Here is a 25,424-nt window from a genome sequence, read left to right on the forward strand (position 1 = left end):
CATTGATCCATGAAGTGATTCGCATTCAGACAGAGCAATCAGAGGCAAAGCTTTACACGTATGTGTTGGATAACTCACCAGAGATTGACCAAAACCGAAAAAGGCCGGCTGTCGTCATTTGTCCAGGTGGCGGATATGTTAAGACTTCCGATCGTGAGGCAGAGCCAGTGGCAATTCGGCTGAACGCCATGGGGTTTCATGTCTTTATCTTAAGGTATAGCGTAGCGCCAGCAACTTTTCCAACTGCCTTAACCGAACTTGCTACGGCAGTCGCCCATGTGAGAAATCGGGCTGAGAAGTGGAATGTGGATTCAAATAAAGTGATCGTCGCTGGTTTTTCAGCAGGCGGTCATTTAGCCGCAAGTCTCGGCGTTTTCTGGGAAAAGGATTTTCTAGCTAAAAGTTTACAAGTCGACAAAGCAGCCTACAAACCAAACGGCCTTATTTTGAGTTACCCTGTCATCTCCTCGGGGATTCATGCTCACCAAGGCTCATTCGATGCCTTACTGGGAGATCAGCACGAAGAATTACGAGAGAAGCTTTCCTTGGAGAAGCAAGTAAATGCGCAAACACCGCCTACATTCCTATGGCATACGTTTGAGGATGCCGGTGTCCCGGTGGAAAACTCGATGCTGTTTGCCGTTGCTTTAAGGAAACACAACATCCCGTTTGAGCTCCATATTTATCCACGGGGTGGACACGGTCTTTCCCTTGCGAATGAAGAGAGTATGAGTGTTCAGAACAATTTCGGTATCCAAGAAGAATGCCAAAATTGGATTGATATGGCAGGAGTGTGGATTCGGAACCTAGAATAGAGGATTTGAGGAAAGAGTAAAAAGATTGGTCAGCATCACGCTGCACCAATCTTTTTTATTATATCTAAAATATTTTACAATCCTTTGCACTAGCTAAAACTTTCAAGAAAAAATGCTGGGATGCTCTTAGTGTCTTCCGCTATATAGCAGAAAAATGTCAGATTTTGCTAAATGCTACTTCTCTAATTGTGGTAATATTTACATAGATAGTTGAGTCGTAAAGTCGATAAGTGTTTGTTGGGAGGGACCAAGTTGCCTGAACAGGAAAATAATCAGCTGAGTACACCAGCTGATTATGAAAAACTTATATTTGAAACGCATTACCACGATGTTTATAAGGCTGTATTTTTTATCGTCCAGGATCAATACCTTGCTGAGGATCTTACTCAAGAGGCCTTTATAAAAGCGTTTCAAAATTTACATAAACTAAAACGTGGGGCGAAAATAAAAGCGTGGCTTGTGACGATCGCCACGAGAACGGCGATTGATCATATAAGAAAAGTAAAAAAGCGAAACGATTATCTCACAGATGACGTCTATATATTAGATAGAAATTCCAAACCAAATCATTCTGGATCTCCTGTAGAGGGAAAAGTGGAAAGACGGATGATAAAACAACTGATTAAGCAATGCATTTCTATACTAAAGCCCCCAGCTTATAAAGAAGTGCTACTGCTGAGGTTTGAGTACGACCTAAAGGAGGAGGAAATTGCAGAAGTGTTAAATATTAGTCCTAGTGCAGTGAAATCTCGCCTTCATCGTGCGAAGAAGAAGTTAAGAAAAGAATTGCAAAATCATGATGAGTTTAGGGATGGTGGTCATTTTGAGTAAAGGAAAAAGTGATTCTCTAGACCAACTGATCAAAGAAGCGATTCATGAAGAGATAGAACAGACGCCAACTCCTATGTATTCTGTGGGGGAGGCATGGGAGAAGCTAGAAGAGGCACGGAAGAAACATCCTGTTCGGCAGCCAAGAAGTTTCAAAAACGTGTGGATGTATGCTGTATCCATTTTTGTTATTCTTGCCTCCGTCGCGCTATTCTCGACCTCTCAAGGCTTAGCCTCTCCAACGCTAACCCAATTCCTCCAACAGGTTCAAGGGAAAATGGGTCATTTATTTTTGAAAGTGGGGCAGGATACAGGGTTTGGAGATCCTCCTCAAACGGGTGGATCAGAAGAGGATTCAGTGATAGTGGAATCTGAGTTTGAATCTGTGCAAATGAGCTTGCAAGAAGCACGGCAGGAAACCGCATTTCCAATTGTGTTGCCCACCTATATACCGAAAGCTTATCATCTGGAAAATGTGACCGTTATGAAGGGGGAAGATGAGTTAAGTACAGACATTCTTTTGCATTATGAAGGAGCGGACGAGGAGGGCTTTGTGATCAATCAGCAAGCAATTGGTGAAGCCTTTGGAATGGGAATGGTATTTGACAATGAAGACACCCAAATTGAGAATATAATTGTAAATGGGGAACAAGCACAGCTCCTAACGATCCAAGATGATCTTCGTGAATTATTATGGGTGAAAGGCGGCCAAATGTATTATTCCATAAGCGGAAATTTGTCAAAACAGGAGATTATAGAAGTTGCGGAATCGATGGAATAAGGAAAGAGATGAAATGACTCCCTCTCTAATCTTGGAGAATTATCTGAGATCAGCAGGGAGTTTTTGCTGTGCATAGCTCTAATTATCCGAAAAGAAAAAGAACTAGTATGAAAGAATTCTCTATCACTAGTTCTTTTTTATCATTTATCGCAAGCCTAGCTAATTATTTTACTTCAATAAAGGTTGAAATACTATAGGCACTTTCCACTTTGCTCCCTTTCTGTACCCAATGGAAGCACGAGGTTCGATATCTTCCTTTTGCTACGGTCACTTTTTGCTGCCCTGAGACAACAGTGGAACCATGAGACTTGTACTCGCCTAAATTGGATAGGTTGATCCAAGCCTTTTTTTGAGCGTCCCATTTTTGTAGAGTTATTCTTACACCAATAACATCAACTGATGTTCGGGCTGTTGTGTTGGCAGTGACTGTGACAGTCGTACCCGATCGGCTAATCGTACCTTTGCCGCCACTTAAATATTGATTGGCCATAAGTTGAAACGAAGAGTCTTCGATGGTTCCTTCCCCATAATTTGGATCAATTGAAGGCTCTCCTGTTGTTGGAATCATAGAAGCATCCTCATTTTCATCAGCGAAAGTGGGACTGGAAATAAAGACTACCATGAGAACAGCGGAAAACAATGATATTAAGAACCTACTTTTCCTCATTGTACTTCATCCTCTCCTATATATTCACTATAATTAACGAATAAGTAGAGAAAAGGTTACGACTTTTATGAAAGTTATTGAAAAACAGTTCTAAAGGCCCTATAAAAAACAGTATTTAGAAATGATCACCGGCTTCATCTGACAAAACAATCCCAAAATACGTTTGCAGTGCTTGCTTGTATTCTTGATTGGAAGATGGAGTAAAAGCGTGCACTTGATCATCTGTAAAAATACGAAACTCTTTACCTGAAACAGAATTTCGCCCCTCTTTTGTACGAATCGCTATCATCGCTTCTTTGGTGAAGATGGACTCAGGCGCATGTTCACACCAAAAAGAAGCCATGATATAATCCTTTGCCAGTTGAGGCTCCTCCGTGAAAGAGAATATTTCTCGCCATTGCTTTTGCTTTTTCTCATAGAGCATCCAGCCGAATTTGGGGACTTTCTCTAATTTATACACTTCATCACCTTGTGTCTGTACCAAGCCTTCCACCATTTTAATCGGCTTTCTTGGGACAATTCCGCCTACACCGACATCACATAAGTAGTTTTTTCCTTCGGCCTCTACCTTTAAAACATGATGGCGTCGCTTCGGAGGGGGATTGGGTTCATCACGCCAAAACCGCGCGAAATAATCGGTCACAGGGAATCCCAGTTCACGCAATAGCCAGCTGAATAATGCATTAAGCTCGAAACAATAGCCACCCCTTCGTTGTACCACAATTTTTTCATACAAATCAGGTATCTCTAATGATAACGGGACATTTTGCAAGATATCCAAATTTTCATATGGGACTGTATGTAAATGGCAATTCTGAAGCTGGGCAAGTGTCTGAGCACTGTTATCTAATGTCCCTTCATAGCCAATTCGTTCTAAATAAGCATTTACATCTAATTTTTCAACCATTCTCATTCCCCTTTCCCTATTTTCATCTTACGTTTATTGTAGAGAATGCCTTCTGAAAAGGGAAGGGGGGAAAGGAATTAGAAACTGATTTTCTATTTTCCGAAAGAGAGCTAACAAAAGACTGGCTAGTCTTTCTTATACACTGGAACAGGTTGGCTTTGGTTGTTGCTTATACTTTTCTTGAATCGCTAGCAATCGTTGCCGTCGGGCAAGTGCTTCTCCATCCCACACTTGTTCAGGTTCTTTTGAGCTTGACGGTTTATATTCCTGAAACCAGTCTGGTAATTTTTCCGTACGAATGGTTTTCCGCTTGGGAGCGGTTTTTTTATTTGTTAATAAAACTTTATACGCATATTTCCAGGCGAAAATAGCACGCTCGGCGGTTACCGTCAAAGCTTCAATAATTTGTTCAAGTGGGAATGTGCGGCAAGCGTGGGCGAGTTCTTCCTTCTGGGAGGTGCGTAATGGGTAAAAACGCAAATTCTTTAATTGTTTTTGGATGATGGAAATTTTATCGTGTATACCATTTTCCTCTTTAATGTGTGTGTGCGTTTCGATTTTTGTTGTGCTATTTCCATCTCTTTCTACGACGTCTTGCTGTTCTTCACGCTTTTCCCAATGACTGTTTTCAACATTTGTTGTGGTTTCTCTTTCCGAAAAGTGACGCATTCCTTCATTGGTAAACGCATACCAATTGGTCCGATCATAACGATGTTTCCCGTGCTGTTCCATGAGAATAAGACCTTGTTTTTTCAATGAAGAGAAGGTGCGCTTGATCGTGGAAATCGACCAAAACGGAAAAACCTCCTGCCATTTTTCATATGTGCACTCAATCCACACTTTTCCGTTCAGTGGAATTCCTTTTTGTTGAATTCGTACATAAAGTTCCTCTAAAACAATACTTTCATTTAACCCAAATTCCTTTGCAATCTCTTTTTGAAAAGTTATTTTCATCATTTTGCATCCCTCCTATCCCTCATATAGAGTCGATAGACGCAAAAGGACACCTTAATAAATAATTATTTTTATTATGTTTTTTTAAAGCTTTTAAAATCAAGTACTTAAAGAGAAGGGCAAAATGGTTTGATCGAGCAGATTTGCAACTGTCCCAGAATTAAGCAATTTGGCCCGATCGAAAGAATACATAGCCCCATGCGATTGGCTCATTACCACTTACTTATCATTTTACGAAAGACCTTGTTTCCTTCCCGGCAACCGAATCGCAAGGATAACAACCAATAAACAAAAGATAAGACAAATCAGCGCGACATTATGTAAATGCTGCGTATCTAAATGGCGATTAAAGGCGATACCAAGTAAGCTAGAGGAAAGAATCGACCCAAGATAGCGACTTGTTTGGAATAATCCTGAAGCAGAGCCAGTATCTTCTGGTTTTACATGTTCATATAACGCAGTCTGCATGGAAATATTATTAAATCCATTACTCATACCTAATACTGCCATAATCACGAGTAACCACAGAAGGGAAGAACTTTCTTGTAAAGTTAGCAGTAAAGCTGTCCCGATAAATAAAATGATCGCTCCCACAATGAGGGGCCTTTTGGAACCATGTTGATCAATCATTCTTCCCGTTATAGGGGCAATGATCACACCAGCTCCAGCAAGGGCCAGCATAATGAGGCCGGTATTTCTTTCACTGTAATGATGAACCTGTTGTAAAAAGGTTGGAAATCCAAAGAAATAACAATAATAAACCAGGTTTATGCTGATAAATTGTAAATAGATCAAGGAGACCGTTGGGTTTCTTTTTAATGACGGTAGATCAATAAAGGGTTCTTTTTGCCTTTTTTCATAATAATAAAAGCTAATCGCACCCAATAGGAAAATGCCTAATGCCCACCAATGAATGTTATTTTCCAACGATAGGAGAAATAAAATCAGTCCAATGATCGTGAAGATAAACAGGATAATGCCAATAAAATCGATCCTTCCTAATTCAATTTTTCCCTGTCCTGTGTTCGGTAAAATAAAAATAGCCATGATAAAAGCAGCTATAATAAATGGGAAGTTGACAAGGAAAATCGACGGCCAGTCCCAGCTCTCAATTAAAAATCCACCAATTGAGGGGCCAAAGGCGGCAGAAGTTGAGGCGAAGATAGATAGAGTTGCTAATGCTTTGGCCTGTCCCTCTGTAATATGTGTACGCACCATGCTCATTCCACTTGGAAACAGGGTTGAACTGCCGATGGCCATCAAGGCACGACAACCGAGCAAAAAGGGGAAATTAGGTGAAAAAGGAGCGAGCAACGCAGAACAGGCTACAAGAAATAAGCCCGTTAAAAATAATTTCTTCGGACCAAACATATCACTTAATTTTCCCATTACAGGTTGTCCAGCCGCACTGGCTAAGTAAAAGACAGAAATCAGCCACGAAGCATCTGCGAATGTCAAAGCAAACTCGTGCTGCATCCGAGTTAAGGCAACAGAGATCATTGATGAATTAAGGGGGTTGAGTAATGTACCTAGACCAATGGTTAGGACAAACAACCATGTTTTTTGTGTCTTTATTGCCAAAATTATCACACCAATGCTGTCAAAATAGTTTACCAAAAGAATGTAACGCATTCTGGTTATAATTTCAACTTTATCGTCATCCTTAGCAGGCTAAAGGGAACCGCGGTAAAGGAGTTAGGAACGGATTTAGAGACGGTTGCATAGCTGAGTCTATAAGCCCAAAAACGTAGAGAAGCCATTAAAACGGTCGCATAGCAAGGTTCTATAAGCCCGGAAACGCAGGAAAGTCATAGAAACGGTCGCATAGCTGGGTTCTATAAGCCCAAAAAACCGAGGAAAGCATTGGTGCGGTCAATAACTTGATTACCAGAACCATCTTTGATAAATCCAATTCACGATGTAGAAGGCTGTGCCAAAGACTATATTGGCCCATCCTAAAAATAACGCGAACTTTTTTTCCTTTTTCTGGTTGTTTCTTGAGTAGGCTTTTACATCTAACAGGAGGATGATAATCCCTGTTAAAATGAAAAGGCTAATAAGGTAGTAGCCATAGCTGATGTCCAGCATGCCGATGAACTCCTCTCACTTGAAATCTAAACAGAGTGGTATCCCGTTTAATTAGCTTTAATCCCAGCTTGCTGAATTTGGACGTCCATTTCAATTTCAATGTCGATGTCTTTAAAAACCTTCCGCCAATTTTCTTTTGTTTTTATATGCTTGTTCCAATAGGCGGGTTGTTTCGCTCGTACGTGTTCACCGAAACCAAAGATATCGGATTCCTCCTTTTGCATTTTTTGAATTAATCCTTTCAATGATTTGGTTATCCCCTTAGATGCTTGTTTTTCAATTTTTTTGATTAATTCTACACGGCCAAGATTTACCTTGTTTTTCGCATCTTCATCAATTTCGCTTTCGTAGCGAATTTTAACACGGATTTCCGGTTTTCCGTTTTTAATGCTTGTTTTCATCCTTGAATAGCGACGAATAGCACGTACCAATACTTTGTCATCTGAGCCTGGAACGTTGTAGAAGGCACCATATCCTCCTTCTTTCATTCCGAGGATCGACATAAGGTTGCCAATCTCAATCGGTTCAATTATTCCTTTCATTTTATCTTCATGAAAATAAGCAAAACCTTTGATCGCTATATTTTCTTCCTTGTGTATTTTTAAATACGGTAAGGCCCCATCTTGTCCTTTACTTGAGAGCGTTCTCCAGAATATCCCCATATCTGCTGATGGAAGTTTCCCTAATTGTTCAGCATTGCTCACCATATCTGTTAAATATAAAGCAGGTACCCTTTCTAATTTCGGCGCGATTTTCATATACTTTGCTGCTTTTTCTTCGGAAATGACCATCCACGTCGTTCTTCTCACTTGCGCATTTCGACGAAAATAGTCATTGATTTCTTTCACTCCTTCTTGGGCAATTTCTTTGCTGATCACGAGGACGCGCAGATGGCCTAAAAACAGCTGATCCGCTAGTTCCTGCTGTAAATTTAATAAAGCATCATCCACTGTATGTCCTAAAGCGGTGAGCACCCACACTGGCTCTTGTTCTCCCCCACCCGTTGTTTCAGGCCCTAGGGGAATTCGCCCTGGTACAGAAACTTGGGCAGTGAGCTGTAGCATCCTTTCAGCTTCGGGCTGGGTACCGGGCAGGTGGGTAACATAGCTCTGTTCTTTCTTTTCACCTAGCTCCACTTTATCGATAGCAATCGCCAGTACGGTTGCCCTTTTTTCAATATCCATACTGTCCCAGCATCCCCCGAGGAGTGGAGTCAATAGGAAAATCGTAAAAAAGGCAAAAATTGATTTAGGTCTCATTTCCCTGCTCCTTTCCCCTTCTTCTTTGGCCATTTACGGATTTTGGCAACAATCAAGATAATAAATGGAAAAATAAAAGTGAGGACAAGCCCATACTTCCCAACTACTTCTATGTATCGATACATTTCGATCGTTTCATCGGGAAACATTGCAATCAGGAAAATAATCGGTAATAGAAAAAGGGTCAGCATTTTATGATCTTGCAGGCGTAAAGATTGTTTCAGCGCCTGGACCGTCAACATATAATTCGAAAGGATCGTTGTAAAAACAGCCGTAACCCAAATGGCTAAGAAAACGACATCAAGACGTTGCAATGTATTGCCAGGAAGGGAGGTTGCCCGTGCAAGCCCTAGTGTCGGCCACATGATTGTTTTTATTTCTTCTGTCCCAAAGAGGGCGATGCAAGCGACAATAATCATAATGAAAAAGCCACCAGAAATGGCCACTCCCCAAAAGCTAGCTTTTACTGCTTTTTTCGGCTTCTGCATGAACGGAATTAGAATCGCCAAAATAAAGGCGCCTTGAAATAACGCAGCTATTTCTGGAATACCTGCGATCATTTTGAAGCCGTTTCCTAGGATGGGTTGGAGATAAAGGATTTTGGCATCCTTAAGGGAGACCAATGTAATAATCAATAGAGGCACTAAGATAACGGGCAAATAGAAGCTATGAATATAAGTAAAGGTATTCATATCCCCCCGAGTAAAAATCACGGCCATTAATAGCATCACAATCACGGTTACTTCAAGCGGCGTTTTTGGTAAAACAGATGTCACAACAACCGCTCCGAATTCCCTCGCAGCAAAACCAGTTAATAGTGTAAAAAAGGCAATAATCATAAAGGTATAGAGCCGTCCCAACCATTTTCCAATGACGCGTTCACTGTACTCCACGAACGTTTCATTTGGAAATTGACTCCCCAGCTTCGCTATGCCCCACATCCCAACAAAAACAATTACGGCGCTTAAAAGAGTTAAAAGCGGGGCGCCCGTATCAGCCAGCTGTACGGAAATAAGGGGAAGCCGTAAAACACCAACCCCAATAATGGTACTAATCAGTATCGCAGTTGTTTGGCCAACAGTTATATTTCGGGTTGGTTGCATGGGTTCTTCCCTCCGTTATTTTTTTCGCTTATTCAGTGGGCCAAAAATCTGCCTGGGCTGTGATTTAATCGCTTTTTTGCTCTCATTTACCCGCTTACTATTTTCGGATTGGAACATAATCGGTCTTTTCGGCATCCACCAAAACGGGAATCGAATCACACTGTCCTTCATTCCTTGCGTATGCCAAGGGGAGGTTGGACTAAGATAAGGAACACCGAATGATTTCAGAGAAAGCATGTGATTGATGACCATAATCAATCCAATCATTAGTCCGTATAATCCGAATAGCCCAGCGAGAATCGCTAATGGAAAACGGAGTAATCGCAAGGCAAATGCGGCATTATAGACCGGAGTCGTAAACGAGGCGATAGTAGTGATTGCTATGACTACGACTGTAATCGGACTTGATATGCCCGCTTGCACGGCAGCATCGCCAACAATTAAAACACCAACAATGGATAAAGCATTCCCGATTTGTTTCGGTAACCGTACGGTGGCTTCCCGTAATATTTCCATGGCTACTTCCAAGATCAGCACCTCAACAACAGCAGGATAAGGAACGCCTGACCTCCCACCTGCGACAGCAACCGCAAAATCCGTCGGCAATAATTCCGGGTTAAAGGAAATAAAAGAGACATATAAACCGGGAACAATTAGGGAAAAGACAAGGGCAAACATCCGAACGAATCGAGAAAAGCTTCCCATTAAAAAACGAGTGGAATAATCCTCCGTTGCCTGATAGAATTGGTTAAATACAGCAGGAACTAACATGGCAAAGGGAGAGCCATCGACAAGGATGGCGACCCTTCCCTCGATTAAGTTTCCAATCGTACTATCTGGCCGCTCCGTTAATAAAGTTTGGGTAAAGGGAGTATAATGGGAGTCTTCAATATATTGTTCGATATAGCCAATATCTAAGATGGCATCAATATCGATCTCCTTTAGGCGTTTTTCTACTTCGTCAACTAATGCCTGATTACTGATTCCCTTTACATAACAAATAGCGACTTTCGATTTCGTCAGTCGTCCCACTTTTAGCGTTTTTACACAAAAATCAGCTGTGGGTAATCGGTAGCGTAACAAGCCAATATTTGTTCCTAATCGCTCAATAAATCCTTCCCGCGGACCAATAATGACCTGCTCTGTATCAGGACTGTCGACAGCCCTCTTATCAATAGAACGCGTGTCAATATGAAATGCTTCTTGAACACCGTCCATTGCAAGGACCGTTTCTCCTGATAAAATGGCATCGACTAGCTTTACTAGATGGGTTTCCCTCTTAAGCTGTCCCTGATAGAGAATTTGTTCCGATAAAGTGGAAAGAATCACTTCTTTATCCAGTTCCTTCTTATCTATATGATTAGGCAATTCCATTAAAGGCTTTAACAGTTCATGATTAATGGTTTTCTGCTCAACGAGGTTGGAAATATAAAATAAAGCAGCAGAATGGGTACCATAAACGGAAAAACGACGGATGATAAAATCATCATTGTCCCCCAATAGTTCTTGGATGAAATCAATTGTATCCTGCAAGATTCCATTTAATTCCTCATCCTGATGCTGTTCCATGCGAGAATGTGGGATTTTTACATTGGACTTTTTTCTTTTTTGCCTTTTTCGCTTCCAAATCGACATAGACATACCTATTTATCTCCTTGTCATTGGTGGGTCTATTGTCAGTATGTGTAGTGAAAGGGGAAATATGTAAACAGAATCATGAATATATGACGGGGCTTTAGTAAAACCTTGTTCAAGCTGTTGTCAATACTTGGCGGCTTTTAATTTCCAAAATAATGGTAAAGGGATTGAAAAAAATAGATATTATAGTGCAATATCATTATACTGTATATATATTTTAAGAAGAAAGGTTGATTCTTATGACGCAGTCTGGTTCGGTAAAATTAACGTCGTTATCTTCAAAAGGAGGCTGTGGCTGTAAGATTGGTCCCGCGGATTTATCAGAGGTGATGCGGATGCTGCCACCTGCCAAGCATGATCCGAATTTGTTAGTTGGTCTTGATACGAGTGATGATGCAGGGGTTTATCGAATTACGGATGATTTAGCGATCGTCCAAACCCTCGATTTTTTTACTCCGATTGTCGATGATCCCTATGCATTTGGCCAAGTAGCGGCGACAAATGCGATTAGCGATATTTATGCGATGGGAGGGACTCCTATTACAGCACTGAATATTGTCGCTTTTCCCATTGCCACATTAGAGAAGAGTATTTTGGCTGATATTTTAAGAGGAGCCGCAGATAAGCTTCAAGAAGCGGGTGTCACTTTAGTTGGTGGTCATTCAATTGATGACCAAGAGCCAAAATTTGGTTTGGCTGTGACAGGAACCGTCCACCCGGATAAAATACGAACGAATGCTGGGGCTAAAGCAGGTGATCGATTAATTCTGACGAAACCAATTGGGGTAGGAATTTTATCGTCGTCTTTGAAAAAGGGCTTATTACATGATGAGGAAATTGCCGATCTAACAAAAGTGATGACGACCTTGAACAAGAAAGCGGCTGAGACGATGGCCCATTATGAAATTCATGCTTGTACAGATGTCACTGGTTTTGGCTTACTTGGCCATGCCTCAGAGATGGCTAAAGGTAGTGGGGTAGGCTTACACATTAGGAAAAACCAAGTGCCTGTATTAAAACGCGTTAGAGAGTTGGCTGAACAGGGTGTGATACCCGGTGGAACGAAAAACAACTTTGCGCATTTAGAAGGATCGGTTACCTTCCCGGAGTCTATGGATCAAGTAGACCAATGGATTTTATGTGATGCCGTTACATCCGGCGGACTCCTTATTAGTGTGGGTAGCCATGAATCAGAACAACTGCTTTCAGACCTAAAACGGAATGGTGTGGAAGCCAGTTTAATTGGTGAGGTCACAGCAGATCATCCTGGCCACGTGAAAATAGCCAATTAAAAAAGTAGAATAATGATTAAAATACGTGTTCAAAAAGGAGGATAAAAAGGACCAAGAAGTTCGAGGCGGCGCAGTTTCGAGCAGCGGAATGTATGCTTTTAAATACATGAGCAGCGTAGAAACAAGCCAACGAAGAAATTCGAAGTGTCATTTTTACCGGACTTTTTGAACATCCCTTAAAGAGGTGAGATGTCCTCGTAAAGATTAATCTTTGCGCAAGTGGGAATAATAGGCGAAATGCCGTAACGGAAGGACAAAGGTATGAAAAATAGCTTGAATATCTACAAAACAGACTTGAAAAATATTGTTACCAATTGGGCGGCTATGATCCTGATTGGTGGTTTGGCTGTTTTGCCATCACTTTACGCTTGGTTCAATATTGCCGCCATGTGGGATCCCTATTCCCATACAGGAAATCTTCCAATTGGTGTTGTGAATGAAGATAAAGGGGCAACGGTCAGAGATCAGAAGATTAATGCAGGGAAAGAGCTGATTGAAACATTAGAAGATAATCAAAGTATGCAGTGGCATTTTACCAATCGCAAAGAGGCCATGGATAAGGTCGAGTATGGAGATTATTTTGCCGTTGTGATTATTCCGGAAGATTTCTCGGAAAAATTAGGAACTGTTCTTTCCGATAAACCGGAGAAAGCCAAGATGGAATATTACGTGAATGAGAAGTTAAATGCTGTTTCCCCTAAAATTACGGAAAAGGGAGCTACGGTCCTCGCCGATCAAGTGAGCAGCAAATTTATTTCCACGGTCAACGGTGTGATTTTTGAGATGTTTAATAATCTTGGCATTGAATTAGAAGAAAATTTACCGGATATTGAGAAGTTTGAGAATTACATCTTTACCCTTGAAGAAAATCTTCCGGAAATTAACAAGATGCTAAATGAGTCATTAGGTGATGCGAATTCGGCTGGAGATATTCTGAATAAAGCCCAAGGAGCGATCCCGGAAGTAAAGGAATATACCAATAGTGGTTTAACTACGATTAATCAGACATTGAGTTATATGAATGAAGCGGAAAACCGTTTAAACTCTATTGCGCCTAAAGTTAAACAAGATGTTGCAAAGGTCCAATCGATTGCTGATCAAATCAATCAACTTTTAGACCAGGCCAAAAACAGTAAGATTGATATCAATGAAGGGAAAAAAGTTCAGCAAAACCTAGAAAAACAAATGGATGATGCGATTACGACGCTGAATACAGTTGAGAAGGCTTTACAGCAATTACAGGAGACCAATGCTCAGCTACCTCCTTCATCAAATGAAGAGACTGGGGAAGAGGAGCAGACATCGGACCAGCTTTCAAACGAGCAAATAGGCCGAGCGATTTCACAAACAGCTGATTTGCGAAAATCATTAGAACAACTACGAGCTGATGTCAATCAAATGGACCAATTCTTAAACAATACGGAAACTGCTAGTAAAGTGGTTGATCAAATCCATCAAGCTGCAGCAGATACAAACGTTAAGTTGGATGAGTTTGTGAAAGAATATCAAAATAATATTGAGCCAACGATCTTAGAAGAAGTAGGAAAAGCAAAGGGAACTTTAACAGGAGCAAAAGGGATTCTGGTAGAAATTCAATCTACCTTGCCTGAAGTGGAAAGAGTGCTAAATAGTACACAGAAGAATTTAAAAGAAGGCAAAGGGATGCTTGAATATGCTTCAGGTGAATTTCCTTATGTCAATGATAAGGTAAAACAATTGGCAGAGAAGATTAGGGATGTGCAAAAGGATACAGATATTAATGAGATTATCCAGTTATTGCGCAATGATCCTTCTGCAGAACGAAGCTTTTTTGAAGAACCAGTATTATTGAATCAAAACAAATTATTTCCAATCGAAAATTACGGGACAGGGATGACTCCATTCTATACTGTGTTAGCTGGTTGGGTAGGGGCGTTGTTACTTATTTCCTTACTAGCAGTGGATGTCCATCATGATGGTTTATATACAGGGAGACAGGTCTATTTTGGACGTTTTTTCACTTTCTGGACGATCGGTATTGTTCAAACCATCGTGGTGACACTAGGAGACTTATTTTTGATTGGAGTAAATGCCAAGCATCCTGTTTGGCTCGTCCTATTCGGACTCTTGGTTAGTTCCGTCTTTATCCTGATTGTGTATTCACTTGTATCGGTATTCGGGAATGTCGGAAAAGCATTAGCGATTGTGTTGCTCGTCTTACAAATTGCTGGTTCGGGTGGTACGTACCCAGTTCAGTTACTCCCTAAGTTTTTCCAAATCATTAATCCGTATCTACCTTTCACCTATGCTGTTGATTTAATGCGTGAGGCTGTTGGTGGAATTGTTTGGGGAAGGGCGTTAAGAGATATTGGGGTACTCGTTCTATGCGGCGTCATTGCGATCATCTTTGGTGCCTTCTTAAAAGAGCCGATTAATAAAAAGACCCAAAAATTCCTAGAGAAATCAAAAGAATCGGGACTAGTCCACTAAGAGGGTAATATGGAGGGAGTGAGGTAAAAATCATGGATCGAAACATAACGATTGAGGAATTGTTGAAATTAGCAAATCAAAACGAAATTACGATGATTGATGTCCGATCACCTTCAGAATTCCAAAACGCTACGATTCCAGGGAGTATCAATATCCCTTTCTTTACAGATCAGGAAAGGGCGGAGGTAGGCACTTTATATAAACAGGTGAGTCCAGAGGCGGCTCAAGAACGAGGATTAGAAATTGCCTCTGCCAAACTCCCTGCATTTGTCCAAAGCTTTAAAGAAATTGAAGGGGAAAAGGCTGTATTCTGCTGGCGTGGAGGAATGCGCAGCAAAACAACAGCTACTGTACTTGAACTGATGAAGATCCATGTATTTCGCTTAGAAGGAGGGTTCAGGTCCTATCGCAAATGGGTTGTCGATCGATTAGAAACAATGGATTTTACCCCTCACGCCTATATTTTAGATGGAAATACGGGGACCGGAAAAACGGCCATTCTTCGGGGACTTCAACAAGAAGGGCTCCCAGTTATTGATCTAGAAAAGTTAGCCAATCACCGTGGGTCTATTTTTGGGGGGATAGGCCTTGAACCCCATAATCAAAAGGTATTCGATTCTTTGTTGGTTCAGAGGATGGAACAGTTAAAAAATTCGTCTTTTGTTTTGTTTGAAGGAGAGAGTAGAAGAGTTGGAAAAGCCCTTTTACCTCCTGTGATAGAGAAATTAAAAGATAAAGGTACACATATTTTCATTAAATTGCCGATGGAAGAAAGAATCCAAACGATTTTAGATGATTATCAGCCCTGGGAACACCAGCATGAATGCATGGAAGCCTTTAGTCGTATAAAAACAAGGATCCATACACCAATCGCAGAAGAAGTGGAACAAGCTTTGAAAAACGAGGAATATTCCTTAGTTGTTCGTCGGTTATTGGAGTATTATTATGATCCTCGTTACCAATATGCAGCTGAGCAGTATCCAGAAGCACAAAAGATCACGATCCATGCACACAATATCGCAGAAGCAAAAGATAAGGTTAGGCAAATTGTGAGCAAACAGCGGATTCCCCAAAAGGGGTAAATCCGCTGTTCCATTTTTAAGCCAACAGGAAGTTTGGTCAAAACGGCATTGCCACAGGACGGAGGCCAACAGGAAGTTGGCCAGAACAGCGTTGCGCCAGGACGGCGCGTATTTAGCCGTTCAACCTTATTACCTTAAGTTTGTACGTCGCTAAACGAGCGCTTGCGCTTTTGTTATGGTTAAGGAAATTTTAAAATGGTCGCTTGTGGTAACTGTTTACGTTGCGGTTTGACATCCAGCTCCAGCGCCCAGCGACTAGCAAACTTTCAGCTTCTTCCTACGATAAGTCAACATCGGCTCATGCTTCGCCGTGTTTCCTTTATCTCAGGCCAACAGGATGTTGGTCAGAACGGCGTTGCGCCAGGAAGGCGCGCCTTTAGCCGTTCAACCTTATTACCTTAAGTTTGTACGTCGCTAAACGGGCTCTTGCGCTTTTGTTCTTAAGCTAGTTGAATTTGAACCCCCAATTCCTCCCATGCCCGCATATCTAGTTCCTCTGCCTCTTTCCCCGTAATAATATCATGTATTTGATTAGGGCTTGCTATCTTGTGCAAGGAAACATTGCCAATTTTTGTATGGTCTGCTACAACAATGACTTGCTTAGCTGCTCGAATCATACCTCGTTTCGCTGGTACAAGTGTTTCATCAAAATGTGTAAGCCCCTTTTGATGATGAAGAGCAGGAGTCCCGATAAAAGCTTTATGGACATGAAGTGTTTGTAACACTTCATCTGTAATCATCCCATTTAACATATAGCTGTCCGGAAATAAAGTACCTCCAGTCACAATCACTTTGATGTAAGGTGTCGATCGCAGTATGGCGGCAATATTAATATCGTTCGTGATCACAGTGAGATTCTTTTTGTTCGTTATGGATTTCGCAATATGGACAGTAGTTGTACCGGAATCAAGAATAATATTTTCGCCATCGCGAATCATTTGTGCAGCCGACTGTCCAATTCTTATCTTTTCATCCAGTTGAGCAGACTCACGCTCCTGAAAGGGAGGCTCTGAATGGACCTCTTCCTCCATAATGACGCCCCCATGTGTTCTTTTTAAGCGTCCTTCTTTCACAAGTGTGATTAAATCTCTTCGAATTGTCGCTTCATGAACTTGGAAATGTTCTGCTAGAGCAGATACAGTGGCGACATTATGTTCTTTAAGATACTGCAAAATATGTTGATGTCTTTCCAGTGGCAGCATTCCTTATCCTCCTAATCTTCGACATCTACTATACTCGTCATTTCTTCTATCATAAACAAATATGAATGAACATAAAAGTGCAAAAGGTGAATTTTTGAATTAAATCTTCCATTTACGCGGAGGTTTAATCGGTAAAAACATTCCCCCCTTTTTGTAATATTTACATTCTATGTTGATAATTTTCCCTTTTGTGCATATAATATACAAAAGTGAGCAAAAACGAACAAATGGGATGGAGTGATCTGATTGAATTTGATTGAATCGAAAGCTTATAGATTAATAGAGCCTGGGGAGATTACAGAGGTTATGCTCCAACATGAATTTCGCAGTGGAGAGGTGGTCATTCAACCGACCTTAGCCAGTGTATGTCACGCAGACCTTCGCTATTATACAGGGCAAAGGAGAGAAAATGCTTTAAAGGAAAAGCTACCAATGGCTTTATTCCATGAAGGGATTGGGGAAGTCGTTTTCACGAAAGATGATTCTGTAAAAGTCGGGCAAAGGGTCGTCATTGTGCCTACTATTCCGGAACGGCTTTTACATGATCGAGAGTCAAAGGAAACAGAAAGATCTATAGAGGATAATTATTCTAAAAATGGAGTTTTCCTTGGGAGCGGTTACGATGGGATTGGTCAAAGCCAATTGGTTTTACCGGCGGAGAATGCCATCCCGATTCCCAAAGAGATACCAGATCGAATTGCATTGCTTGCAGAATTGAATTCTGTATCATTACAAGCTCTTCGCCATGTTCAAGACGTGTTGCAAGAAGGAAGAGTAGCGGTATTTGGAGATGGACCTGTAGGGTATTTAACTGCGGCCATGCTCCATTATATGTTTAAAATACCAAAGAAGGATTTAATTGTTTTCGGAGCTGTTGCCGATAAGCTAGAACAGTTCGAGTTTGCCAGTACGTATCTCGTCGATCATTTCGATTTTAAACAGTACCCAGATGTGACAACCGTTATTGAATGTACGGGAGGGCGGTTCAGTGAACATGCGATCAATCAAGCGATTGATTTAATTGAGCCACAAGGGAAAATGGTTCTAATGGGTGTAACAGAGGAAAAAGTGCCGATTAATACGCGGGACCTTTTAGAAAAAGGATTGACCTTGTATGGGAGTTCTCGAAGTACAGCAAAAGATTTCCAGCAACTGATGGAGGCTTTTCGAGATCCGACTTACCAACGAGCTTTGGAAAAGCTATTACCAGAACATGACTATCCTATTCATCATGCAGGGGATATGAAAAAAATGATGGATGAAACCGCAAAACATAAAGGTTGGAAGAAAACAATTATGGCTTTTGAGTGGTAGCCAAAGCATTTCATCTTATATTCTCCATAAGTAAGAAAAGCGCAAGCGCCTTACTCAGCCCCGACAAGCAAATGTTCCTGAACCTATGAAGGGCGATCTTTCCCTTCATAGGTTCAGGGTTATTTGACCTCGAGGGGCTAGGCGCTGGAGCTAGATCTAAACATTGGCCAATTTTTATACTTTCCTATCCCGCAAGAAAAGACAGAGCCATCGTTCATTTATAGACGATGGCTCTGTCTTTCATACGTTAAATACGGAGAAGGTGGGATTCGAACCCACGCGACAGTTGCCCGTCCTAACGCATTTCGAGTGCGTCCCCTTCAGCCGGACTTGGGTACTTCTCCAAAATAAATAATGCTGGCGAGAGGACTCGAACCTCCGACCCCGTCATTACGAGTGACGTGCACTACCAACTGTGCTACGCCAGCATTCAATATTACATTAAAAATAATAATCCTTTTTCACCTAAATTTCAACAAAAAAGCAGGATTGGTTATATTCTCCAATTAGTGGTTTAGCAGGTTGAAAACTAGAATTCTGCAACAGCAGTTTATTGATTGATCATCGGCACTTGTCTCTTTTTCAAAATAAACGAGGCTTGCCCAATAAAGATACCAGCCAGCACACAGATGACGCCAAACCATTGTAGGAGCGTAACATTTTCTCGTAACACAACTGTTGACAAAATGACGGCCACAGGAAGTTCAGATGCGGACAAGATCGTCCCGAGCCCTGGTCCGACATGAGGCATACCAATCGAAAATAATAATGGTGGCAACATTACTCCAAAGAAGCCAAGTAATAGTCCATAAGGAGCCAAGCCAAGGAAGACGGAGCTATCCAAAATAAAAACCGGCGGAAGCAGAATCATCACCGTACATAAAGCGCCAGTTGAGAGTAGGGCGCTTTTAAAAATAGGATGAAGTTGATTTCCAACAGCCCCGCTAACTAATATAAAGGCGGAAAATGAGCAGGCAGCAAGCATCCCCCAGCCAAATCCAGCCCAAGAAATACTTTTACTTCCTCCAACCAGTAACCCCGTAGCCAGGACAGAACCAACAAGCAGAATGACAATGGAAATTAGCTTGTTCTTGTTTGGTTTTGTTTTATAAAAAATCCACTCCAGCACTGTTCCGATCCATACAAATTGGAAGAGGAAAATGATGGCGAGGGAAGCATCCACTGTTTGTAAAGATTTATAATAAAAGATCCCCGTTAGTCCCATTGGAATTCCGGACACCACAATCTTAATGAATTGTTTAAAGCTGATCTTATTTTTCTTTATGAAAAGAGTTAGCCCCCAAATAAAAATCGTTCCAAATAAATATTGGCTTCCTGAAACCTCTGCCATCGTAAACCCAGAAGCATAGGCCAATTTAACAAATGTCGATAAAATGCCATAACAACACCCACCGAAAAAAACGAGGAGTGCATAATGCCATGCCTTCATCCAAATTACCCCCTAAAAAATAGCAACCAACATTCATTATAAACATCCCTCTGAAAAAAAGGAAGATACCTGGCAACCTTGGATTTTTGTTGATTCATTCAATCGGGTTCTATGTAGGGTGGGTGACCGGGAAATCCCAGTTTACTATGTTTTTATTTGATAGAGTCGCCCTATATTTATTTCATGTTAAGATGACTGGACTTTTCAAAAAATCTTACTCTTCAAAGTGAATCCTCCCATCCCTTTTCCCCGTATGTTTATATATGGAGGTGTTTTTGCATGGAACGAAGAATACAGGAACGGCAAATGGAATTGACGATGCTTCGAAATGAGCGAAATCGGATTAGACGACGTTTGGAAGGGGCAGAAACACAACTGAAGGAAGCTAAGAGGAATCGGGACCGACTTCATACACAATTAACAAAAGAACAACAAGATGTGTTGGCGCTTGGGAAATTTTCTTTTATGAATAAAATCAATCAGTGGACGGGCAAATGGGATGAAAAAATGGAAAAAGAAATGGCTGAAGTAGCAGAGGCTGAGTTAAAGTATCATGAAGCTGAAAAGACCTACCTTGATATACAGGCGGAGACAGAGCGCTTACGTAAAGAATATCAGAATCCTGAATTTGCGTATGTTGATGAGGAATGGGATGAGTTTTTAAAAGAAAAAGAGGCTTGGATTCGTCAAAATGATTCGATTGCTAGCACAACCTTGCAAAAAATAGCCGATGAACGCGTGACATTGAGATCATTGTTGCGGGAGATTGGGGAAGCACATGAGGCCGGAAATAAAGCGATTCGCGCCCTTGATGCCGCTTTGGATAAACTTGGATCGGCGGAAGGATTATCGATGTGGGATACCTTTTTGGGTGGTGGACTGATTGTCTCCGCTTTGAAATATTCGGAAGTGAATAGCTCAGATGATTTGATTCATAGAGCCCAAAGAGCATTACGGCATTTTAAAACAGAATTAATGGATATCCAAAATGTGGCGACCGATTCGATGACCATTCAGCAAAACGATCTGCTGGCGATGACGGATATCTTTTTTGACAATATTTTTTCAGACTGGATGGTTCATACTCGGATCACCGATGCTAAGAAAAATCTGAATGGGATTCTACAAGACGTCAGACGGGTTCGCGACCAACTTGCACGTAAAGAAGATGAAATCAACCATCAATTAAAACAATTAGATATTCAAGAACAAGACATTATTATGTCTTAATCCATCATAAGCTTTTTTCTGCGAATAGGACAAAGGGCTGGTTTTCCGCGCTACCTAGAAAGTTTACAATAGGGACATGGGCTGTATATAGACATAGAAGAGAAATGTGAAGAACAGGGTGGGAAAATTGAAGGTTGAATTAAAATTGCGCAATATTTTAAGGCAGCTCAAAAGTGCGGATCCTAAAAAGAGATATGAGGCACTTGATGATCTGTATCAATATAAGCAGCAGGATGACCTTCAGGTACAAATTGAGGTGCTTTTGGACTGTATTAAAGCGGCGACCGCAAAGTTTCCAAAGCGTGTGGATCATTGGGATAATCCTTCTTACTATTTGATTGATTTCGTTTGTGATTTTCGAATGCCACAAATTATGGAGTCTCTCATGGAAAATTTCGAGAGATTGGATCTACTTGCTAAGGAACGGGCCATTGAATTCTTACTATCTACAGAAGATCAAAAGGCATTTTATTTTCTTGAAGAAAAGATGGTTCAGTTAATCCAATCAGACAAGCTTTTCAGATCGATTAGAGAACTGAGGGCTTATCCTGTTTTAGCAAGAAATATTTTAAACAAAACCTTTGATAAAATTCATACAGAGCCGTATAAATTCATGTATTATTCTTTGATCTCATCGATTAATGAATCTGGATTGGATCCGGGTTATAAAGAAGAGAAGCTTCTTCCCATCTTATTGGAAGATTATCAAACCGTTTTAGAAGATTATTTAAAGTATGATTCAGACTATTCAACGAAATTCGTCTATATGGCATGGAAAGACAGTTACTTATTAATTAGAAATAGATTGAGATTATTCATTAACTTAATGATGTATTATTTTTCTCCCGAGGTCGAGAAGGAATTACGGCGGGCTTTGCATTTCAAGGATCCCATTATAAGGACTGACGCCTTAATTATTTGCCTATCCAAGAGTCTGCCTTATGAACAGGGGATACTAGTCGAAACAGCCAATCACATTGAAAGTGCTGAATTGCTTTACTGGAAATTACTTGAGCGAAATTTGCAGCATTTATATCCGATCCAGGAAGAGGTCCAACCTCATTTAGCCAAAACAAGATTTTTTAATACCATGGTTGGGGATCCTGACGAAGAAGGGAATTTTCAATATCCCGAAGAGATTCAGATTGTGGATCAGCTGGATGCTGAAAATGTCCAAAGGCGACTTGTGCGTTATTATTTTATTCGCTTCCAGATGAACAATATAGATTATGTTGGTTGGGCGGGTGGCTATTCGTTGGAAAGCGAGGATCCGCAAGGGGCTATCTGGGATGAGACTTATACAGACTTTGTGGAATTTGACTCCTTAAGCATAGAGGAACATAAACAAGCATTCCTTGATGGAAAAAAGAAGCTAATGAATGTTCTTGACCAACATGTGTTTTATGAAAGTTCACCAAAATTGAGTACAGGTGCTTGGTTTGCAATAGCAGTCATCGTCCCATTTGCGATCAGATTTTCCTATTATTTATTTAACTTTCCTATATTAAACATCTTAATTGTCATTGGCCTAGCTTGTTCGTTCTCCTTTATTCAAGTACAACGAAATAAGAAAAGAAAGGTCTTAATTATCGGGGATCAACTGGTTGTGAAGAGGGGAGCTAAGCAAAATAGTATCGGATTGCGAAATATAGAGAAAGTCGAATATAATCAAAAACATGTTTTGATTTACAATAAGCACCATGAACTTACATTGAAATTTCCGCTTAGCTGGGTTCAGTATGATCTCTTCCAGCAACAAATGCATAAAAATGTTGCTCATTATGAGGATAAACCGTTTATCCAGTCTTAAAGCAGGAAACTAGCCGTTTCTTAAGTGCCAGACACTTTTGAAGCGTTTTTTTTATGTTTTGGCGTACTATAAAATCCTAGCTTGTGGGTAAGTTCTAACAGGAAGGTTTGACGTCCGGCTCCAGTCCCCAGCGACTAGCAAACTTTTGGTGCCTTCCTACGATAAATCAACATCAGCTGCAATCAAGGGCCAATTAAATGTATGAAATCATGTGCCAGAAATAGGATTTGGGTAACCGGGATTCCGGTTGGGGAACAATTTAGTGAAATAAAGAATAAAATGTTCTACACTAAACACAAATGGAAGATCCTTATTTCGGGAGGAAGTGTTGGACTAGGGAGTATTCTGAATCTACTAAAACCTATGGCTATATTGTGATTGTGCTCGAAATCGCCATTATAGGGTTGATTACATATAAAAAAGTAACTCTTAGAAAAAAGAATGTGTCAAGAATGAAAAAGGGAGGAGAAGAGAGTTGAAGCATACGGGGCTTTCACTAGGAGGAGGTTCTTTACGAGGGGTGGCTCATATTGGTGCTTTAAAAGAACTAGTTGATCAAGGAATTACCATTACACATATTGCAGGCACTAGTGCTGGGGCCGTTGTGGGTGGGCTATATGCCTGCGGAATTCAACCGGAAATGATGAGAAGTATGGTTCAGCAATTATCCATTCGCCGCTATCTTGATTTTGCTCTTAATCGGAAAGGAATGCTAAAAGGAGATCGGATTTATCAAAGTTTATTAAAGTGGACAGAAGGCAGGCATTTTTCAGATTTAGGTATTCCCTTTGCTGTTATTTGTGTCGATTTAATTACAGGGGAAATGGTTGTGATTGATTCAGGTGAAGTGGCTCTGGCCATGCGGGCGAGCATTGCGATCCCCGGGATATTTTCCCCGGTTGAAATAAATGATCAATTACTGGTGGATGGCTATATTTTAAATAATAATCCAGCTGATATTGTTCGTAAAATGGGAGCTGAAAATGTAACCTCTGTCAGAGTACGTAGTACAAACCCACATTATCCGACTAATCTATTATCGGTTGTGAATCGCTATATTGATATAGCAAGCCAAAAAAATACGGATCGTTGTTTAGAGCAGTATGCAGATCTTTTAATTGATATTGATTTACAAGATATTGGTAGATTTGAAATTAAATCCTTGTCCCGCTCGATTGCATTGGGACAACATGAAACAAAGAAAGTATTGCGCCATTATGAAAATAAAACCAACAGGGAAAATGTAATTTATATGGAGGATTGGTTGAATAAAATGCAAGGTTAATATTAAAGATACCACCCCATTTTCATAAGAAAAATGGGGTGGTACTCAATCTTCTTGATGAAGAGCGTCCTTTAACTCATCTTCAACAGTAGAATCGGCTAATTTGACATTGGAACGATAGGCAGCTCGAATGATCAGATGACCGGCAACCGGAGACGTTAGAAAGACAAAGACAATCCCCAAAATCAAGCGAACACTGACTAGAGATTCTGTGAAAAAAAAATAAAGAAATGCCCCTACCAAAGTGAGAAGGACTGCTAAGGTGGAGCTTTTTGTGGCGGCATGAGAACGGGTATAGACATCTGGAAACCGAATGATGCCAACAGCACTAATCACGCTAATGATACTTCCAATCAACATAAGGAAAACCGTTATAAATTCACTTATCTCGTTTCCGTTCAATGATAACACCTCTAACAATGAATTTTGAAAAGGCAATCGTGCTGATAAAGGATAGAATCCCCAGAACGAGGATTACCTCTAAAAAGGCCTTCGTTTTAAGCGCAATGGATATGACAGCTATGACGGCAATGAGATTCACACCGATCATATCAAGGGCAATCACTCGATCAGGAATCGAAGGACCTTTCATAATCCGATACAGGGCAATGGCAATGGCGATTCCGAATAAAGAGAGAGTGGTAATTAACATGATTTTAATCATTACCGTGTCACCTCCATGATGGCTTTTTCAAATTTCCCTAAGGAGCGTAAAAGAAAATCCTTATATCTTTCAATATCTAAAGCATGTATATAAAGTGTATCTCCTTCTGGAGAGATCTCCATGACAACAGAACCGGGTGTCAAAGTGAGGAGCATCGAAAGGGTGGTGACTTCCCAATCACTTTTCAACTCCGTTTTATAGGTAAAGATCCCTGGCTGGATATCAATTTTTGGACTTAAAATATGCTTCATAACAAGAAAGGCTGATTGGAATAATTCAGAATTAAAAATAAAGATTAGTTTTACAACGTAATAAATTCGTTGCAAATAAAATTGCTTTTTAAAAAAACGTTGCATGAGAAAGACAATGAGAATTCCTACTAGATATCCCGCAAAAAATGTAGAAAGCCTAAATTCATCTTCATCCGTGAGTACCATCCAAAGAAAGGCAATAAATAAATTCATAATAAATTGAGTGGGCATATTGCTTCACCTCTTTTTTAAAGAAAGTATAAACTTGGCTAGTATTGGGTCCAGCTCCAGCGCCCAGCGACTAGCAAACTTTCGGTGCCTGCTTGCGTAAGTCA

At 40.7% G+C, this 25,424-nt stretch carries 23 protein-coding genes and 2 tRNA genes; 10 read left to right on the forward strand and 15 right to left on the reverse strand.

Going from position 1 to position 25,424, the window contains the following annotated elements; all coding sequences use genetic code 11:
• Positions 1-2 precede the first annotated feature (2 nt).
• The 3 genes from KI363_RS12315 to KI363_RS12325 all read left to right on the forward strand — a co-directional run bounded on the left by KI363_RS12315 (position 3) and on the right by KI363_RS12325 (position 2,424).
• Complete coding sequence (locus tag KI363_RS12315; RefSeq protein ID WP_212966476.1) at positions 3-815, forward strand: alpha/beta hydrolase; 813 nt, start codon at positions 3-5, stop codon at positions 813-815.
• A gap of 252 nt (positions 816-1,067) precedes the next feature.
• Positions 1,068-1,646, forward strand: a complete 579-nt coding sequence (locus KI363_RS12320) for an RNA polymerase sigma factor (protein WP_191967381.1) — start codon at positions 1,068-1,070, stop codon at positions 1,644-1,646.
• Positions 1,639-2,424: a DUF4367 domain-containing protein gene (locus KI363_RS12325; RefSeq protein ID WP_212966477.1), complete on the forward strand. Its 786-nt coding sequence runs from the start codon at positions 1,639-1,641 to the stop codon at positions 2,422-2,424. The genes KI363_RS12320 and KI363_RS12325 overlap by 8 nt, the downstream gene beginning before the upstream one ends.
• 163 nt (positions 2,425-2,587) lie before the next feature.
• Here KI363_RS12325 and KI363_RS12330 read toward each other — a convergent pair whose 3' ends face one another.
• The 8 genes from KI363_RS12330 to KI363_RS12365 form a co-directional block, all read right to left on the reverse strand.
• On the reverse strand, positions 2,588-3,091 hold the full coding sequence (locus tag KI363_RS12330; protein ID WP_158321335.1) for a DUF6147 family protein: 504 nt from the start codon (positions 3,089-3,091) through the stop codon (positions 2,588-2,590).
• A gap of 115 nt (positions 3,092-3,206) precedes the next feature.
• Positions 3,207-3,998, reverse strand: a complete 792-nt coding sequence (locus KI363_RS12335) for an arylamine N-acetyltransferase family protein (RefSeq protein WP_158321334.1) — start codon at positions 3,996-3,998, stop codon at positions 3,207-3,209.
• A gap of 135 nt (positions 3,999-4,133) precedes the next feature.
• Positions 4,134-4,955 carry a hypothetical protein gene (locus KI363_RS12340; RefSeq protein WP_212966478.1) on the reverse strand — a complete coding sequence of 274 codons (822 nt, stop codon included), beginning with the start codon at positions 4,953-4,955 and terminating at the stop codon, positions 4,134-4,136.
• Between the two features lie 228 nt (positions 4,956-5,183).
• A complete protein-coding gene (locus KI363_RS12345) occupies positions 5,184-6,533 on the reverse strand; it encodes an MFS transporter (protein ID WP_212966479.1) in 1,350 nt (449 codons plus the stop codon).
• Positions 6,534-6,836: 303 nt separating this feature from the next.
• Positions 6,837-7,040, reverse strand: a complete 204-nt coding sequence (locus KI363_RS12350; RefSeq protein WP_212966480.1) for a CLC_0170 family protein — start codon at positions 7,038-7,040, stop codon at positions 6,837-6,839.
• Positions 7,041-7,087: 47 nt separating this feature from the next.
• The gene (locus KI363_RS12355; protein WP_212966481.1) at positions 7,088-8,299 is read right to left on the reverse strand and encodes a Ger(x)C family spore germination protein; all 1,212 of its coding nucleotides are present in this window, start codon (positions 8,297-8,299) and stop codon (positions 7,088-7,090) included.
• The gene (locus tag KI363_RS12360; RefSeq protein ID WP_212966482.1) at positions 8,296-9,402 is read right to left on the reverse strand and encodes a GerAB/ArcD/ProY family transporter; all 1,107 of its coding nucleotides are present in this window, start codon (positions 9,400-9,402) and stop codon (positions 8,296-8,298) included. The genes KI363_RS12355 and KI363_RS12360 overlap by 4 nt, the downstream gene beginning before the upstream one ends.
• Positions 9,403-9,417: 15 nt before the next feature.
• Entirely contained in the window at positions 9,418-11,043 is a 1,626-nt protein-coding gene (locus KI363_RS12365; protein WP_246516852.1) for a spore germination protein, read from the reverse strand.
• A 236-nt stretch (positions 11,044-11,279) separates the two neighbouring features.
• On the opposite strand from KI363_RS12365, the gene selD reads away from it, so the two are divergent.
• The 3 genes from selD (at position 11,280) to mnmH (ending at position 15,883) form a co-directional block, all read left to right on the forward strand.
• On the forward strand, positions 11,280-12,332 hold the full coding sequence (selD, locus tag KI363_RS12370) for a selenide, water dikinase SelD (RefSeq protein WP_212966483.1): 1,053 nt from the start codon (positions 11,280-11,282) through the stop codon (positions 12,330-12,332).
• A 261-nt stretch (positions 12,333-12,593) separates the two neighbouring features.
• Entirely contained in the window at positions 12,594-14,801 is a 2,208-nt protein-coding gene (locus tag KI363_RS12375) for a YhgE/Pip domain-containing protein (protein WP_158321327.1), read from the forward strand.
• 32 nt (positions 14,802-14,833) lie between these two features.
• The gene (mnmH, locus tag KI363_RS12380; RefSeq protein WP_212966484.1) at positions 14,834-15,883 is read left to right on the forward strand and encodes a tRNA 2-selenouridine(34) synthase MnmH; all 1,050 of its coding nucleotides are present in this window, start codon (positions 14,834-14,836) and stop codon (positions 15,881-15,883) included.
• 440 nt (positions 15,884-16,323) lie between these two features.
• Here the strand turns inward: mnmH and KI363_RS12385 are convergent, their stop codons facing one another.
• On the reverse strand, positions 16,324-17,085 hold the full coding sequence (locus KI363_RS12385; RefSeq protein ID WP_158321325.1) for a DeoR/GlpR family DNA-binding transcription regulator: 762 nt from the start codon (positions 17,083-17,085) through the stop codon (positions 16,324-16,326).
• Positions 17,086-17,391: 306 nt separating this feature from the next.
• Here KI363_RS12385 and KI363_RS12390 point away from each other — a divergent pair, with 306 nt between their 5' ends.
• Positions 17,392-18,399, forward strand: a complete 1,008-nt coding sequence (locus tag KI363_RS12390; protein WP_212966504.1) for an alcohol dehydrogenase catalytic domain-containing protein — start codon at positions 17,392-17,394, stop codon at positions 18,397-18,399.
• 254 nt (positions 18,400-18,653) lie between these two features.
• Here KI363_RS12390 and KI363_RS12395 read toward each other — a convergent pair.
• The 3 genes from KI363_RS12395 to KI363_RS12405 all read right to left on the reverse strand — a co-directional run bounded on the left by KI363_RS12395 (position 18,654) and on the right by KI363_RS12405 (position 19,849).
• Positions 18,654-18,743 (reverse strand) — tRNA-Ser (locus KI363_RS12395).
• Positions 18,744-18,754: 11 nt separating this feature from the next.
• A tRNA-Thr gene (locus KI363_RS12400) sits at positions 18,755-18,827 on the reverse strand.
• A gap of 122 nt (positions 18,828-18,949) precedes the next feature.
• Positions 18,950-19,849 (reverse strand): EamA family transporter, encoded by a 900-nt coding sequence (locus KI363_RS12405; RefSeq protein ID WP_158321324.1) that lies wholly within the window; start codon positions 19,847-19,849, stop codon positions 18,950-18,952.
• A gap of 279 nt (positions 19,850-20,128) precedes the next feature.
• Between KI363_RS12405 and KI363_RS12410 the strand changes: the two genes are divergently transcribed.
• The 3 genes from KI363_RS12410 (at position 20,129) to KI363_RS12420 (ending at position 24,174) form a co-directional block, all read left to right on the forward strand.
• The gene (locus KI363_RS12410; RefSeq protein WP_212966485.1) at positions 20,129-21,079 is read left to right on the forward strand and encodes a hypothetical protein; all 951 of its coding nucleotides are present in this window, start codon (positions 20,129-20,131) and stop codon (positions 21,077-21,079) included.
• Between the two features lie 127 nt (positions 21,080-21,206).
• Positions 21,207-22,889, forward strand: coding sequence for a hypothetical protein (locus KI363_RS12415; RefSeq protein WP_212966486.1), 1,683 nt, complete (start codon positions 21,207-21,209; stop codon positions 22,887-22,889).
• 475 nt (positions 22,890-23,364) lie between these two features.
• The gene (locus tag KI363_RS12420) at positions 23,365-24,174 is read left to right on the forward strand and encodes a patatin-like phospholipase family protein (protein ID WP_212966487.1); all 810 of its coding nucleotides are present in this window, start codon (positions 23,365-23,367) and stop codon (positions 24,172-24,174) included.
• A gap of 45 nt (positions 24,175-24,219) precedes the next feature.
• Here KI363_RS12420 and KI363_RS12425 read toward each other — a convergent pair whose 3' ends face one another.
• Genes KI363_RS12425 through KI363_RS12435 form a run of 3 tightly spaced genes read right to left on the reverse strand, consistent with a single transcriptional unit; the run spans position 24,220 to position 25,320 of the window.
• Positions 24,220-24,576, reverse strand: coding sequence for a Na+/H+ antiporter subunit G (locus KI363_RS12425; protein ID WP_212966488.1), 357 nt, complete (start codon positions 24,574-24,576; stop codon positions 24,220-24,222).
• Positions 24,554-24,838 carry a Na(+)/H(+) antiporter subunit F1 gene (locus KI363_RS12430; protein ID WP_158321319.1) on the reverse strand — a complete coding sequence of 95 codons (285 nt, stop codon included), beginning with the start codon at positions 24,836-24,838 and terminating at the stop codon, positions 24,554-24,556. Before KI363_RS12430 ends, KI363_RS12425 begins: the two co-directional genes overlap by 23 nt.
• A complete protein-coding gene (locus KI363_RS12435) occupies positions 24,838-25,320 on the reverse strand; it encodes a Na+/H+ antiporter subunit E (protein ID WP_212966489.1) in 483 nt (160 codons plus the stop codon). Before KI363_RS12435 ends, KI363_RS12430 begins: the two co-directional genes overlap by 1 nt.
• Between the last annotated feature and the right edge of the window lie 104 nt (positions 25,321-25,424).

The sequence above is a fragment of the Lederbergia ruris genome, from assembly GCF_018332955.1.
Taxonomy (GTDB): Bacteria; Bacillota; Bacilli; order Bacillales; family Bacillaceae_C; genus Lederbergia; species Lederbergia ruris.